At 65.2% G+C, this 14,227-nt stretch carries 12 protein-coding genes; 3 read left to right on the top strand and 9 right to left on the bottom strand.

Translation table 11 applies throughout. The features are described 5' to 3' along the window. Nucleotides 1-365 precede the first annotated feature (365 nt). From trmD to rpsP, 6 genes are all read right to left on the bottom strand, one after another. Nucleotides 366-1,349: a tRNA (guanosine(37)-N1)-methyltransferase TrmD gene (gene trmD, locus JS533_RS04000; RefSeq protein ID WP_241513229.1), complete on the bottom strand. Its 984-nt coding sequence runs from the start codon at nt 1,347-1,349 to the stop codon at nt 366-368. 74 nt (nt 1,350-1,423) lie between these two features. Beyond that, nucleotides 1,424-3,238, bottom strand: coding sequence for an ABC transporter ATP-binding protein (locus tag JS533_RS03995; RefSeq protein WP_241513228.1), 1,815 nt, complete (start codon nt 3,236-3,238; stop codon nt 1,424-1,426). Beyond that, the gene (locus tag JS533_RS03990; protein WP_241513227.1) at nt 3,235-5,154 is read right to left on the bottom strand and encodes an ABC transporter ATP-binding protein; all 1,920 of its coding nucleotides are present in this window, start codon (nt 5,152-5,154) and stop codon (nt 3,235-3,237) included. Before JS533_RS03990 ends, JS533_RS03995 begins: the two co-directional genes overlap by 4 nt. A gap of 156 nt (nt 5,155-5,310) precedes the next feature. Next, nucleotides 5,311-5,919, bottom strand: coding sequence for a ribosome maturation factor RimM (gene rimM / locus JS533_RS03985; RefSeq protein WP_241513226.1), 609 nt, complete (start codon nt 5,917-5,919; stop codon nt 5,311-5,313). Between the two features lie 8 nt (nt 5,920-5,927). Then, nucleotides 5,928-6,161: an RNA-binding protein gene (locus JS533_RS03980; protein WP_152234576.1), complete on the bottom strand. Its 234-nt coding sequence runs from the start codon at nt 6,159-6,161 to the stop codon at nt 5,928-5,930. Between the two features lie 2 nt (nt 6,162-6,163). Next, nucleotides 6,164-6,616, bottom strand: coding sequence for a 30S ribosomal protein S16 (gene rpsP, locus JS533_RS03975; RefSeq protein ID WP_241513225.1), 453 nt, complete (start codon nt 6,614-6,616; stop codon nt 6,164-6,166). Nucleotides 6,617-7,052: 436 nt separating this feature from the next. Here rpsP and JS533_RS03970 point away from each other — a divergent pair, with 436 nt between their 5' ends. Then, nucleotides 7,053-8,192, top strand: a complete 1,140-nt coding sequence (locus JS533_RS03970) for an ATP-binding protein (protein WP_241513224.1) — start codon at nt 7,053-7,055, stop codon at nt 8,190-8,192. A gap of 59 nt (nt 8,193-8,251) precedes the next feature. Here JS533_RS03970 and JS533_RS03965 read toward each other — a convergent pair whose 3' ends face one another. Together JS533_RS03965 and JS533_RS03960 are read right to left on the bottom strand one after the other, a co-directional pair. Continuing rightward, nucleotides 8,252-9,400: an endonuclease/exonuclease/phosphatase family protein gene (locus tag JS533_RS03965; RefSeq protein WP_241513223.1), complete on the bottom strand. Its 1,149-nt coding sequence runs from the start codon at nt 9,398-9,400 to the stop codon at nt 8,252-8,254. A 9-nt stretch (nt 9,401-9,409) separates the two neighbouring features. Then, on the bottom strand, nt 9,410-10,333 hold the full coding sequence (locus tag JS533_RS03960; protein WP_241513222.1) for a CPBP family intramembrane glutamic endopeptidase: 924 nt from the start codon (nt 10,331-10,333) through the stop codon (nt 9,410-9,412). A gap of 319 nt (nt 10,334-10,652) precedes the next feature. On the opposite strand from JS533_RS03960, the gene JS533_RS03955 reads away from it, so the two are divergent. Next, a complete protein-coding gene (locus JS533_RS03955; RefSeq protein ID WP_241513221.1) occupies nt 10,653-11,474 on the top strand; it encodes a response regulator transcription factor in 822 nt (273 codons plus the stop codon). 6 nt (nt 11,475-11,480) lie between these two features. Then, nucleotides 11,481-12,260 carry a sensor histidine kinase gene (locus JS533_RS03950; protein ID WP_241513220.1) on the top strand — a complete coding sequence of 260 codons (780 nt, stop codon included), beginning with the start codon at nt 11,481-11,483 and terminating at the stop codon, nt 12,258-12,260. Between the two features lie 69 nt (nt 12,261-12,329). Here the strand turns inward: JS533_RS03950 and ffh are convergent, their stop codons facing one another. Next, complete coding sequence (gene ffh / locus JS533_RS03945) at nt 12,330-13,973, bottom strand: signal recognition particle protein (RefSeq protein WP_241513219.1); 1,644 nt, start codon at nt 13,971-13,973, stop codon at nt 12,330-12,332. Nucleotides 13,974-14,227 lie beyond the last annotated feature (254 nt).

Here is a 14,227-nt window from a genome sequence, read left to right as displayed (position 1 = left end):
GACGCCCGCGTCAAGGTCTTCGGCCTGTAAATTACATTCCTTGCAGTCGAATGCGGCCGGATATGATTCGGCTCCGGGTCGGTGAACCCGGAGCCGAATTTGTGTTTGACGATCGAGAGGCTGTTTTTCTGCCCTGCAAAGGTCAGTTTGACGATTGAGAGGCGGGTGCCATCCGATAACCAGCCCGTCAGATCCGAAAATCATCCGAAAACAACCGATTTGAGGATCCGAATCGTGCCGGCTCTCGCGATGGCAGCCTCTCAATCGTCAAACTGACCCCGGCAAGGTGGGAAAACAGCCTCTCGATCGTCAAACTGCATGCCGACAGCCTTGGTGTTCGGCGGCATACAAGTAGATTCAGACGGTCAGTTCAGACGCCGAGGATGTCGGCTTGAAACCTCCCAGCCGAGAGCCATCAGCGTCTTGCGGTCCGCCTTGTCAAGCGCGGCGCAATCCAGTTGCTCGATCAGATCCGGCCGTATTGCGTTCGTGCGCTCCAGCGCCTCGTCGCGGCGGAAGCGGTCGACCTTGCCGTGATCGCCGGACAATAGGATGTCCGGCACGCGAATGCCGCGCCATTCCGCCGGTTTGGTGTACTGCCGGTGTTCGAGCAACGCGTTTTCGCCCGTATACGATTCCTCGACGATGGACTCCGCGTTGCCCATGAACCCGGGCAGCAGACGCGTGATCGCCTCGAGCATCACCGATACGGCCACCTCGCCGCCGTTGAGCACGTAGTCGCCGATCGAATACTCGCGCACGTCCACGCCCTGCGCGCGGTAATAGTCCGGAATGCGCGCGTCGTAGCCCTCGTACCGTCCGCAGCCGAACAGCAGATGGCCGGCATGCGACAGTTCCGTCGCGTCGCGCTGTGTGAACAGCGGCGCCGAAGGATTGGGGAAGATCAGCACGGGGCCGTCCGCGCGCCCATTCGAGTCGGATATGGACGCCTGCGGTGCGGACGCAGCATCCTCGATGTCGACTGCGGCGACGTCCACTTCGTCTCGGACCGCACCGATTGACTGCTGATCGGATGTGTCGTCGGAGACGGTGTCTGACCGGTCGGTAGCGGACGACTTCATATTGCCGTCGCCGTCATGTCCGGCGGCGGCGACCGGCTCAAGCCCCAGCAGCTCGTCCAGACACTCCGCCCACACCTCAGGCTTCATCACCATGCCGGCACCGCCGCCGACCGGCGTGTCATCCACCGAATGATGCACGTCGTGCGTCCAGTCGCGCAGGTTATGCGCCTTCACTTCAACCAATCCCTTGGCCTGTGCCTTGCCGAACAGCGACAGGTTCAGCACGTCGAAATACTCCGGGAACACGGAAACGATATCGATCTTCATGATTTCCCAGCCTAGCGTGTGGGCTGGTTTTGCCCGAACGCAGCCGGCCGCAACAACCAGCCGTCAGATCGCCGTCAGATCGCCGTCTGATCCGCCACCATCCGCGCGTACACGCCGCCCGCCGCCATCAGCGACCCGTGCGTGCCCTGCTCGACGATCCGGCCGTGTTCGAACACGACGATCAGATCCGAATCCCGGATCGTCGACAGCCGGTGCGCGATCACGATGCTCGTGCGGCCCGCCGTCATGCGCATCATCGCCCGCCGGATCGACTGTTCGGTCACCGTGTCGACCGCGCTCGTCGCCTCGTCGAGGATCACGATCGGCGCGTCGGCCAGCATCGCGCGCGCGATCGTCAGCAGCTGCCGTTCGCCCTGGCTCAGCGCGCTGCCTCCGCCGACGAGCACCGTGTCGTAACCGTGTTCGAGCCGTCCGATGAACGCGTCAGCACCGGCCGCGCGCGCCGCGTCGCGGATCTGCTCGCGCGTCGCGTCAGGCCGTCCGAACGCGATGTTCGCCGCGACCGTGTCCTCGAACAGCGACGGCTCCTGCAGCACGCTGCCGAACGCGTGCCTGAGACTCGCCATCCGGTAGTCGCGCAGGTCGCGTCCGTCGAGCAGGATGCGCCCCGCGTCCGGGTCGTAGAATCGCGTGACCAGATTCACCATCGTCGTCTTGCCCGAGCCGGTCTGCCCGACGAACGCGACGCGTGAGCCGGCCGGGATCGTCAGCGACACGTCGTGGATCACCGGATGCTCTGGATCGTAGCCGAACGAGACGTGGTCGAACACGATGTCGCCGTGCGGATCGTCGACGTCAGCGGCGTCCGGCGCATCGGCCGGCTCCGGCTCCTCGTCGATGATCTGGAACATGCGTTCCGCGCCGGCCACGGCCGTCTGGAACGTGTTGTAGATGTTCGCGATGTCGACGAACGGCCGCGAGAACTGCCGCACGTACAGCAGGAAGCTCGACACCACGCCGATGCCGATCATCCCGCGCGCCGCCATCACGCCGCTGACGACGGCGACCAGCAGGAAGCCGAAGTTGTTGATCGCGTTCGACAGCGGCATCATGAACCCGGACCAGGTCTGCGCGCGCGTCGCCGTGTCGCACAGACGCTCGTTGAGCCGTTCGAAATCGGCGATCATCGCCTGCTCCTGACCGTACGACTTGACCGTCGCCATGCCGGAGACGGTCTCCTCGACATGCCCGTCGAGCTCGCCGAGCACACGCTGCTGGCGTGCGAACAGCGGGCGTGTGCGGCGCGTCACGGTGCGTGCGAGCAGCAGCACGAGCGCGACCGAGACGAGCGAGACGGCGGTCAGCGGTGGGCTGAGCCATAGCATGCAGGCCAGCGTGCCCACGATCGTGAACGCGTACACCATGAGTTGTGCGAGCGAATCGGAGATCGTGGAGCTGATGTTGTCCACGTCGTTGGTGAGCCGGCTCATCAGCTCGCCGTGCTGGTGCCGGTCGAAGAAGCGCAGGGGGAGCCGTTCCATCGCCTCGAACAGGCTCACGCGCAGGTGCAATACGATCCGCTGGCCGACCGCGGCCATCATCCACTGCTTGCCGAAGTCGATGAGCCAGTCGGCCGCGTACAGTCCGGCCAGCAGCGCGAGTGCGAACGTGAGCGATTCGCGTGCGGAGATGCGGTCGATCACCATGCCGATGAGCAGCGGAGAGAGCACGCTTGACGCCGCGCCCAGTCCGGACAGCGCGAACACGCGGCCGAGTCCGCGACGATGGCCGCGGGTCGCGTCGAGCAGCCGGCGCAGCGTACCGCGCATGTCGTGCGGCTTGACGACGGGCGCGCCGCGGCGGGCCATGCCGCCGCCGAACTGCGGTCCGCCGGTGCGACGGTCGAAGGTGGGGGAGGGGACGTTCATGACCGGTCACCTCCGAGCTGCGACTTGGCGATGGCCTGATACAGTGCGCACGATTGCAGGAGTTCGTCGTGCGTGCCGATGCCGGCGACGCGGCCGTCGTCCATGACGACGATGAGGTCGCACGAGCGCACGGTCGCGATCCGTTGCGAGATGACGACGACGCTCATGCGGTCGTCATGTCCGTCGTGTCCGTCATGTCCGTTACGACGTGGCGACGAGGTATTCGCCGCGCCGGTCAGCGAACGCAGGTTCGCGAGCACGTCGTGTTCGGTGACCGCGTCCAATGCGCTGGTACAGTCGTCCAGAATCAGCACGCGCGGCCCGCGTACGAGCGCCCGAGCGAGATTCAGCCGCTGCTTCTGCCCGCCCGACAGGTTCACGCCGCCCTGGCCGACGCGCGCGTCGTAACCGTCCGGCAGCGTGTCGACGAACTCGCTCGCGCACGCCAGTCGCGCCGCGCGCTGGATCGTCGTGTCGCTGGCCGACGGGTCTCCCCAACGCAGGTTCGAGGCGACGGTGCCGGTGAACAGCGTCGGTTTTTGCGCGACGAGCGCGATCCGCGCACGCAGATCGTCCACGTCCCAGTCGCGCAGGTCGCGCCCGTCGACGAACACCGCTCCGGACTGCGGATCGTACAGTCGCGGGATCAACGAAACCAGCGTCGACTTGCCCGAGCCGGTCGGCCCGATGACGCCCAGCGTCGATCCGCGATCCATCGTGAAACTCACGTCGCGCAACGCCGGCGCGCCGGCCTGCTCGTACGTGAACGTCACGTCGCGGAACTCGACGGCCGGCGTCTCGTCATGCGACGAAGGACGGGACATGCCCTGCGACGGGTCGCACGACGGGCCGTGAGACGATTCGTGAACGGATTCCCGCGGCATCGGCCGGCGAGTCTGTTCGTGCGGCGTCATCTCGCAACCCGATTCGCGTGACGGCACCCCGCGATGATCGCCCGTCGTGCCGCCGCGCCGCGCGAACTCGTCCGGGCAGTCGAAGATCTCCTGGATGCGCGAGGCCGAGGCGCTCGCACGCGTGGCCGAGTTGACGATCATCGACACACGGTTCAGTGCGAACAGCACCTGCGTCATGTAGTTCATCGACGCCATGAGCGCGCCGATATGCGCCGCGTCCTGCGCGCGCGAGAGCCACAGCATCGCGACGATGCCCATGTTCACGCTCAGGTTGATCAGCGGCCCGTACGTCGCGTTCACGCGCGTCGCCGCCACGTTCGTATCCGCGAATTGCCGCGACGCCGCGCCGAACCGTGCACGCTCCTCATGCTCCATCACGAACGCCTTGACCACGCGTATCGAACGCAGGAACTCGCGGCTGACGACGCCGAGCCGGTCGAGCGCGCGCTGCACGGCGAGAAAGCGCGGGAAGCTGACGTGCATGTTCGCCCAGATCAGCAGGGCGGCGAGAGCGAGGATCACCGCCACGGTGGACGTCTGTTCGGGAATCTGCACGACGATGAGCGCGATCGCGCCCACGCAGGTGATGGGCGCCTTGAGCATGATGCGCATGAGCCCCTGCGCGAAGTTCTGGATCTGCACCACGTCGTTGGTGATGCGCGTGATGATCGCGCTCGGCTGCAGCCGGTCGACGTCGTCGAAGCCGAGCGACATGACCTTGCGATACGTGTCCGAGCGGATGTCGCGACCGATGAGCTGCGATGCGCGCGACGCGTAGATGTTGCGCATGGCGGCCGCGCCCGCGCCGATCGCGGCGACGGCGAGCATGACCGCACCCCAGCGCAGCACGGTGCCGACGTCGCGTCGCACCACGCCGCGGTCGACGATCATCGACATCAGCGTCGGCTGCAGCAGGTCGCCGATCGTCTCGACGAGCAGGAATCCGGCGGCGGTGAGCGCCATGGCCCAGTGCCGCCGGACGTAATGGAATATGAGCCTCACCGTCGCCTCCCCGCGTACCCTTGTCGGAAGTCGATGATACTCGTGAAAGCGTTTTCCTATGGGTGCGGGTTCCGTATTGCGTTACCGAAACGGCCGCCCGCGGGCGTCGGCCGAAGCCGAAGCCCGCGGGCGGCCGCAGATCAGTACGTTGGTCCGTCAGTACGCCAGTCCGGGGATGAGCCCGCCCGGCGGATCGATGGTCAGATACCGCTCGTCGAGATCGATGTCCGGCACGAGTTCGTCGACGAACGGCACCAGCGCCGAATTCTCGACGACCTCGCCGGTCTCGGGATCGCGCACCGGATGCACCAGCCGCACCTTGAGCAGCGACTGGAATCCGTCGAGCACGTCCACGACCTTGCCGACGACCTGCCCGGCCGGCAGACCCAGCCCGTTGCCCTCGGCCAGCCGGACCTCGAGCCCGATCAGGTCCTTCGGATACCAGGCGTCCTCCTCGAGCATGTCCTGAGGATCATCCGCCTCGCCGTACAGTTCGATGCCGTTTGCGGCCTCGGAGGCGTCACGGTCGTCGATGCCTTCGAACTTGATGATCCAACGGTTCTTGAACGTGCGCGCACGCTCCACGACGTACTCTTCCGAGCCGTCGCGCGTGTAGAGCACGGAACCGGGAGCGAACCGGTATTCCGGTTCGTCCGTGAAACTCTGGACGGTGACTTCGCCCTTGAGCCCCTGAGCGCGGCCGATACGACAGACCCTCAGCAGTTCGAGCTGCTGAGGGTCGTCTGAGAATTCTTCTCGCACCACGTTGGGGTTCACCTGCGCACGTCCATGATGTCGACGCGCACCTTGTGGTCGGCCAGGGCCTGCACCACGGTGCGGATCGCGTTCGCCGTGCGGCCGCTACGGCCGATCACGCGGCCGATGTCCTCGGGATTCACGCGCACGCGAATGAGCTCGCCGCGCGGATTCTCGTGGGACTTGACCGAGACATCATCGGGGAAATCGACGATGTTCTTGATGAGGTGTTCCACAGCCTGTGCGAGCATGATCACTCAGCCTGCGCTTCCTCGGCGGCTTCCTCGGCCGGAGCCTCGGCAGCGGCGGCCTCGGCCTCAGCCTTGGCCTTCGCCTCGGCTTCGGACTTGGCGGCCTTGAGCTTCTGGGCCTCGTTCTCGACGGCCTCGACGCGGGCGGCGGCATCCGGGCCGGCGGCAACGGTCTTCAGGGTGCCTTCGGCACCGTCAAGGCCCTTGAACTTCTGCCAGTCGCCGGTGATCTTGAGCAGGTTGAGGACCTGCTCGGTCGGCTGGGCGCCAACGCCGAGCCAGTACTGAGCGCGCTCGGAGTCGATCTGGATGGTCGAAGGCTGGGTGTTCGGATTGTAGGTGCCGATCTCCTCGATAGCACGGCCGTCGCGCTTGGTGCGCGAATCCATGATGACCACGCGGTAGTACGCGTAGAACTTCTTACCCATGCGCTTCAGACGAATCTTGGTTGCCAAAATGGCTCTCCTTGTATAACTAGGGGTGTGGTTTCGGTTTGCATTGTGGGGCGCAGCTCGCCGAGCCCACGTGTTCCTCGCGGCATCCGGGAGTAGAGGGCACCGCACGTCGCGAATAACCGGGCCATTATAGCGCACGGGGGTGGAACTTGCGACACGCTGGGATGGGGGCGGCGTCGGCATTCCTTTCGGCATTCCGCTCGGGATGTGTTGGCCGTATTGCGGCCGACAGGATCGGCGGTGACCGTGGTGCCAAGCCGCCATGGTGTCATATGGTGTAATTTGGTGTAACTTCGTGTAATTTGGTACGCATTCGTATAATATGGTGCATATTCGTGACGGATGGTGTGCGATCGGGCATGTCGAGAGTCAACAAGGATTCTCGCGTTGTCCGTATTACGCATGCGTCGCAGAATCCGATCAGGAGGTGCACACGATGATGAACCCGTTCAAGCCGACGGCAGGCAAAATGCCGCCCATTCTCATCGGACGCCGAGCGGTGATCGACGACTTTTCCGAAGCGTTGGAAAATGGCGTGGGAGCCCCAGGGCGCATCATGCTGGTGACCGGGCAACGGGGATTCGGCAAGACGGTCATGCTGACCGAGTTCCGCCGTATCGCCAAGGCGCAGCACTGGGAAACCATCGCGGAAACCGCGTCCGAAGGACTGGTGACACGGCTGATACAGGCGCTGGCTCCCTCCGGGATCCGTCTTGACCAGGCGGATCTCAGTCCGTCCGTCGGTATTGCCGGCATCGCTTCCGCCAGTCTGGGGCAGGCGCGTTTTTCCGCGGCATCCAATCCGCTGACATTGCGAAACGCATTGAACAAGGCTCTTGCCAGCAGGAAAATCGGCAAGGGCAAGGGCATCCTCATCACCATCGATGAAACGCAGGCGGCTTCACGCGACGATCTGGTGGCGATCGCCACCGCTGTACAGCACGTGATCGCGGACAGTGACGAAAGCGACGTCCCCGACGTGGAGAAGAAGGGCGTGGCCATCGTGTTCGCCGGATTGCCGTACATGGTCAATGATCTGCTCGACAACGCGGTGACGACGTTCCTGCGACGTGCCCTGCGTCGCGAGCTCGACAATGTGCCGTTGCCGGACGTGAAGAACGCGTTGGTGGACACGGTGACGGCGTCCGGCAAATTCATCAGCGAGTCCGACGCGCTCGAGGCGGCCCGCAGGTCGGACGGCTACCCGTACATGGTGCAGCTCATCGGATACTACATGTGGCAGTCGGCGCAACGCCGCGGTTCCGACGTGATTGCGGCGCAGGATGTCGATGCCGGCATGGCGGATGCGCTGCTGGCTTTCGACGATGCCGTATGCGCTCCGGCGTTGGACGGCACGACCGGCGCCGAACGACTGTTCCTGCAGGCCATGGCGCAGGACGCCCCCAATTCGACGCAGGTCGGTGACATCGTCGCCCGTACGCGTCGCAGCCGCAGCTGGGTGAGCAAATATCGGGCGATCCTCATCAAGGACCGGCTGATCCGGGCATCCGGGCATGGGCAGCTCGCATTCGCCGTCCCGCATCTTGGCGAATATCTGCAAGGCCAGCCACGGTGACGATTAGGCGACGGTTTGGAGAGCGTGATCGGTGAGCGTGATCGAGTACTGAGAGCCGCTCAGTCGAGCGCCACCGTCGCCACCAGCGCGAGGTGGTCCGTGCCTTCGATCGGGAACGATTCGACGCCGGTGAAGCGCGCGCCCTTGGTCGCCAGCGCATGGTCGAGCACGATGCGCGGCCACGGGATCCAGCTCGGGAACGTGGCGCGCCGGCCTTCGCCCAGGCTCAGGTTCGCGTCCTGGAAGCCGGCCTTGAGCAGCGCGCGGAAGCTCGGATGGTCCGGGCTCGAGTTGAGGTCGCCGAGGATGACGGCGATGTCGTGATCGGTGCGTTTCGCCGTTTCGGCGAGCCTGCCGAGCCCGCGGATGCCGGCCGACCAGTCGCGGCAGCCGCGCATCGGCGACTTGGGATGGGCCGACGCGAACGTGATGTCGCGCATCGGGTCGACCTGCAGCGTGACGGACGGCACGTCGGCGGCCGGGATCGGCACGGCCGACCGTTCTGCCGACTTCGGGTCGACGCGGATCCAGATGCCGTTGAAGCCGCCGTTGTCGGTCTCCTTGTCCTCGCCGAGCTGGTGGTACGACATGAGCATGTCGAGCCCGTTGTCGTCGAGTTCGCGCACGAGATCGGCGGTGAGCTCCTGCAATGCGAGCACGGTGACGTTGCGGCTGAGCACGGTGGCGACGATGTCCTTCGCACTGGCACGGCCGTAGCGGCAGTTGAGCGTCATCACGGTGAACGACGCGGACGACGACGTGCGCTGGGCGAGCACGTCCGACGCGGTCTCGCTCGCGTTGATCTCGGTCTCGCGCCGCGCCGCGCGGATGTCGGCAAGCAGCTCCTCGGTGCTGCGCTGGCCGTGCGCCGGCTTCTTCCGCGTCTTCGCGCCGCCGGTATTCGACGCATCGCCCGCGTTCGTCCTGGAGAGCAGTCCAAGCAGATCGCGTGACGGCGACCAGTGCGACCAGTAGGAGACCTCGCGCATCTGCGAGGCGAGACCGACCGCGATCGCAAGGCACAGCAGTCCCCACTCACGCATCACGAGCGCGACGATCGCGATCGCCAACGACGGCACCCACATCAGCGGGACCAGCGCGATCATATACGGCAGCGGCATATGCGCGTCCGCGCCGGCCGGCAGCGATCCCAGCGCAATCCACGCCGCCAATATCAGCAGCACAATGCTCAGAACAACAACAATCACAATCTCCGATTATGCCTTGGCCGCGCGGACAGCGCGCAGCCTAAGCACGGTTCTTCGCACAATCACAACCACCACGATCACCGCCCCGACCCATGCCAGTGCCGGCATCAGACGATCGCTGAGATGCGCGATCACCATATGTGAAAGCCACCACTCGTCAAGGACGATCGACAGATCGTACACGCCGTGCGCAAGAATCATCGGCACGATCGACCCGATGCGCCGATACAGCATCACGTACAGCAACGGCCAGAGCGCCCACGACACGATGGCAGGGCCGTAATACAGGTGCAAGCTGATACGCAGAACGATCGCCACGACCGCGACTGCCGTCCATGGCACCTTGCATCGGCGAAGCCCCACGGCCACGAGTCCGAGCACCAACGGTTCCTCCACCAAGCCTTCGGCCGCGGTGCCAACCATCATCACGCCCTCCCCAAAAGGAGTCAGGAAGGAAAGGGAAACACCATCGAAGAATCGGAGGTGCAGCGTGGCGATGGCGAATTGAAGCAGGACATTATTGAGCGTCAGCGGGATGAAAGCGACAAAGAACGCCAGAACGCCGGTTCGTGCACCGACCTGCCGATGCGGGCAGCTGGGTGCCGGCAGCCGCAGCAGATGCATCGCGACGCAGGCAAGCACTCCGAAAATGACGGGAGGGAGACCGTTGAGCGCGTAGCCGAGTTCGTCGTCCAGACCGATGACGTCCGATGCGGGAGCGGCGTTCGACGGCGTATACGACAGGAAGTCTCGGACGGAATCGATGATGGACCGACCCAATCCGCACGCCATGATGACGATGATCAGCGGGATGATCGTCAGTCGTGCCGCTGCCAAGCGACCTTGTTCAACCGGTTTCAGATCCGTGCGATCAATGGACAGTTCGTCGCGCAGAACCGATGCGACGACACGTACGAACGATGGCATGACCATGATGTCCCTCCCTGAATGGTGCGCTGACTGCACTGACGCCAGTATCGATCGAAGATCGCACGATCGCGCCGCGGCGTGAGGTTTTGTCATTGTCCGTTGACGGAGCGTAACGGGCGCGAATGCGCCGCATGCGTCCGGAAGCGTTGCTGAGCCGCGGAACGAGGCGGATTGAGTGCGTTCGGCGCGACTGAACGTGGTCGAATGGCGGAGGACGGGCGTAAGCGGCGTTGCTATATTGGATGTTCGGGAAGGGCGGTGGACGTGGGGATCCGCGCCGGCCGCTATGGAACGTGGCGAGGAGCCTGGCAAGGAGCCTGATATGGCAACTGCAAGTGGGGAAACAAATGATGCGGGGCGGACACCGGGACGGGTGCGGGGCGGCATCCCGCCGAAACCGGCGGAAACATCCGCAGGCCATGCGACCGGACCGGCCGATGCGGGGGACCGTCCGGATCCGATCACGGTCGGACTGATCGACAACGACCACATCACCGTGCAGGCCATGGGCGGGGGACTGTCCCATGTCCCGTGGTGCACGGTGCTGTGGGTCGCGGAAAGCGGACGGGACGCGCTTCGCCTGTGCTGCGGCGACGAAGCATGGCCGGACGTGATCCTGCTGGACATGTCGCTCGGCGACATGACCGGAGCCGAAGTATGCCGTCGCATACGCGACGAGAACGCGATTACGCCGATCCTTGCCATGACCGCGTATCCGGTCGACGTGTACGCGCGCGACGCCGCGGACGCCGGGGCGCAGGGCATCATCTCCAAGGCCGACACCGGCAGGTTCCCGTCGGCCATCACCACGGTGCACGGCGGCAGGACGTACGCCGACCCGCTGGCACGGGACGTGTGCTTCGAGACGACGCGAACCGCTCACGAGCGCATCCGCACGCACGCCAAGGATTCCGTCCGCCTGAGCTATCAGGAGGGTGCGGTGATCGACATGCTCATCGAAGGCAAGGACTACGCCGCCATCGCCGCCGCGCTCGGCGTCAAGACGGTCACCGTACGCACGTATGTGGCCCGTGCCGAAGCCAAGCTCCACGCGCATACGCTCGCGCAGGTCGCCGTACGCTGGATGAACCTGAAACGGTACCGCGACGTGCCGCGATCGGCCGCCGCACAGACGGAACGCTGAACGATCATGATCACCGTGCTGCATGCGTTGCGTGACCTGCTGTCCCGGCCGTTGCGCGAACGGCGCGAGTCCGCCGAACGGCGCGAGCAGTCGTTGCGGCTCGAACTCGCCGAACGGGAGCTGGCCGAAGAGAAACGTGACGGCGCGCTCGCCGAATCGCTGCACGACGCGGCGACCGCCGAACTGACGTCGATCGTCATCCTCTCGCAGACCGCCGCGAACGGACTGACGGACCGCGATCCGGGTCGCGTCGACAGGCAGACGCTGCTGCTCATCAACGAGCAGGCCCGCAAGGCGCTGGACAATCTGCACGAGTCCATCCGACTGCTGCTGTCGCGCGACGCCGAACCGCGACGGTCCACGGACCCGGCGCCGGTGCGGCTGCGGGACGTGCTCGCCGACGGAGACGTGTACCTGCATCGCCTGGGCTTCTCCGGGAGCAGCATGATCGTGTCCGGGCCGTCCACGGACGGACTGCTCGTCAACTCATTCGTCGCCGGACTGCTCAAGGAGCTCTACGCGAACGTCGCACGTCACGCCACGCCGCACTCCGACGAGTACGGTCTGCTGGTCGACGTGCGCGACGGCGACCTCGTCATCCGGCAGATCAACACCGTCAACGCCACGCCCGAACGGGAGCTGCACTCCGGCTACGGACTGTCGTTCTTCCGTTCCGCGGTCTCAGCCATGGGCGGCACGTTCGACGCCGGCAAACACGACGACGGCTGGTTCCTCAACGTCACGATCCCGTTGCGCGCTCTGAAGCGGGATTCCGTACCAGTATGAATACCAGTATGAATAAGGCTCCCCGTTCAGCAGGGGAGCCTTGTAACAATCGATTGCGCCGATCCGACGTCAGCCCAGCAGGCCGGACAGGCCGCCGCCGAAGTTCGGCGGGAGTTCGCCGCCGTTCGCGTCGAGGGCCTGCTGCAGGCCGGCGGGAAGCGCCGGGTTCTGCGGCTTCTTGGCGAACGCGGAACCGCCCGACTTGCCGGAGGCGGAGCCCGACTTGCCGGCGAGCTTGTCGCGCAGCGCCCTCTCCTCGGCCTCGCGCTTCATCGGGTTGCCCGACTTGGAGCCGCCCTTCTTCTTGCCCTTCTTCGCGTTCTTCTTGGCACCAGGGCCACCAAAGCCCGGAATGCCGCCGCCCACGCTGTTGCTCATGCGCTTCATCATCTTCGCGGCCTGATCGAAGCGCTGCAGCAGCGCGTTGACCGCGGAGACCGTGTTGCCCGAACCGTACGCGATACGCGCGCGACGCGAGCCGTCGATGATCTTCGGATTGCGACGCTCCTCGGGCGTCATCGAACGGATGATCGCCTCCGTGCGGTCGATCTCGCGCTCGTCGAACTGCTCCAGCTCCTTGCGATGCGCGGCCATGCCCGGAATCATGCCGAGCAGCGACTTCATCGAACCGAGCTTGCGCACCTGCTGCAGCTGCTCGAGGAAATCGTCCAGACCGAACTCGCCCTCGGCCATCTTGGCCGCGGCCTCACGCGCCTTGTCCTCGTCGAACTGCTTCTGCGCCTGCTCGATGAGCGTGAGGATATCGCCCATGTCGAGGATGCGCGAGGCCATACGATCCGGGTGGAAGACCTCGAAGTCCTTCAAACCCTCGCCGTTCGAGGCGAACAGGATCGGCTTGCCGGTCACGCTCGCCACCGACAGGGCCGCGCCGCCACGCGCGTCGCCGTCGAGCTTGGAAAGCACCACGCCGGTGAAGTCCACGCCCTCGTCGAACGCCTGCGCGGTCTTGACCGCATCCTGGCCGATCATCGCGTCGATCACGAACAGGATCTCGTTCGGCTGCACGGCGTCGCGGATGTCGCGCGCTTGCTTCATGAGCTCCTCGTCCACGCCGAGACGGCCGGCGGTATCGATGATCACCGTGTCGTACAGCTTCTGCTTGGCGAACTCGATCGAATCACGCGCCACCTTCACCGGATCGCCGGTGGTCTGGCCCGGAGCCGACACCGCGTCGCCGCCGTCCGACTGCACGCCCTTCTCCGGCGCGTACACCGGCACGCCGGCGCGTTCGCCCACCACCTGCAGCTGCGTCACCGCGTTCGGACGCTGCAGATCGGCCGCGACCAGGAGCGGCGTATGGCCGGCGTCCTTGAGCCAGTAGCCGAGCTTGCCGGCCAGCGTGGTCTTGCCGGCGCCCTGCAGACCGGCGAGCATGATGATCGTCGGCGGGTTCTTCGCGAAGTTGAGCGGACGGTCCACGCCCGCGCCGAGAATGTCGGTCAGCTCGTCGTTGACGATCTTGACGACCTGCTGCGCCGGATTGAGCGCCTCGGACACCTCGGTGCCCAACGCGCGCTCGCGCACGCGCGCGGTGAAGGAACGCACCACCTCGAGCGCCACGTCGGCGTCGAGCAGCGCGCGGCGGATCTCGCGGATGGTACCGTCGATATCGGCCTCGGAAAGCTTGCCCTTGCTCTTCAGATGCTTGAACGCATTCGAGAGCCGGTCGGTAAGAGAACTAAATGCTGCCATAATGCGCACCAGTCTAGCCGTGGCGGGGGAAAACCCGGAGAAAGCCGGCCGGTCGAAAACCAGACATCCACGGCCCGTCCGTCACCCGGACGGTTTCGCCCCGGACGCAACGCCGGATCCCCGCCTTTCGTTACCATGGAAGGGCAAGCAATCCGTGGACTTTTGGAATACTGAAGCTGTTTTGAAATTCCCTCGGACACCACCTATACGCAGACTGCCGTGCGCCCTCGCGAATCGAGCCGAGCCACCGGAAC

It is taken from the genome of Bifidobacterium amazonense (assembly GCF_018555435.2).
GTDB lineage: Bacteria > Actinomycetota > Actinomycetes > Actinomycetales > Bifidobacteriaceae > Bifidobacterium > Bifidobacterium amazonense.
This window is presented reverse-complemented; position numbering and strand designations above follow the sequence as displayed.

Coding starts and splice junctions, on each gene's coding strand:
- trmD (WP_241513229.1), bottom strand. CDS start 1,349: ATGAAGATCGATATCGTTTCCGTGTTCCCGGAGTATTTCGACGTGCTG.
- JS533_RS03995 (WP_241513228.1), bottom strand. CDS start 3,238: ATGAACGTCCCCTCCCCCACCTTCGACCGTCGCACCGGCGGACCGCAG.
- JS533_RS03980 (WP_152234576.1), bottom strand. CDS start 6,161: ATGCTCGCACAGGCTGTGGAACACCTCATCAAGAACATCGTCGATTTC.
- JS533_RS03970 (WP_241513224.1), top strand. CDS start 7,053: ATGATGAACCCGTTCAAGCCGACGGCAGGCAAAATGCCGCCCATTCTC.
- JS533_RS03960 (WP_241513222.1), bottom strand. CDS start 10,333: ATGGTCATGCCATCGTTCGTACGTGTCGTCGCATCGGTTCTGCGCGAC.
- JS533_RS03955 (WP_241513221.1), top strand. CDS start 10,653: ATGGCAACTGCAAGTGGGGAAACAAATGATGCGGGGCGGACACCGGGA.
- JS533_RS03950 (WP_241513220.1), top strand. CDS start 11,481: ATGATCACCGTGCTGCATGCGTTGCGTGACCTGCTGTCCCGGCCGTTG.
- ffh (WP_241513219.1), bottom strand. CDS start 13,973: ATGGCAGCATTTAGTTCTCTTACCGACCGGCTCTCGAATGCGTTCAAG.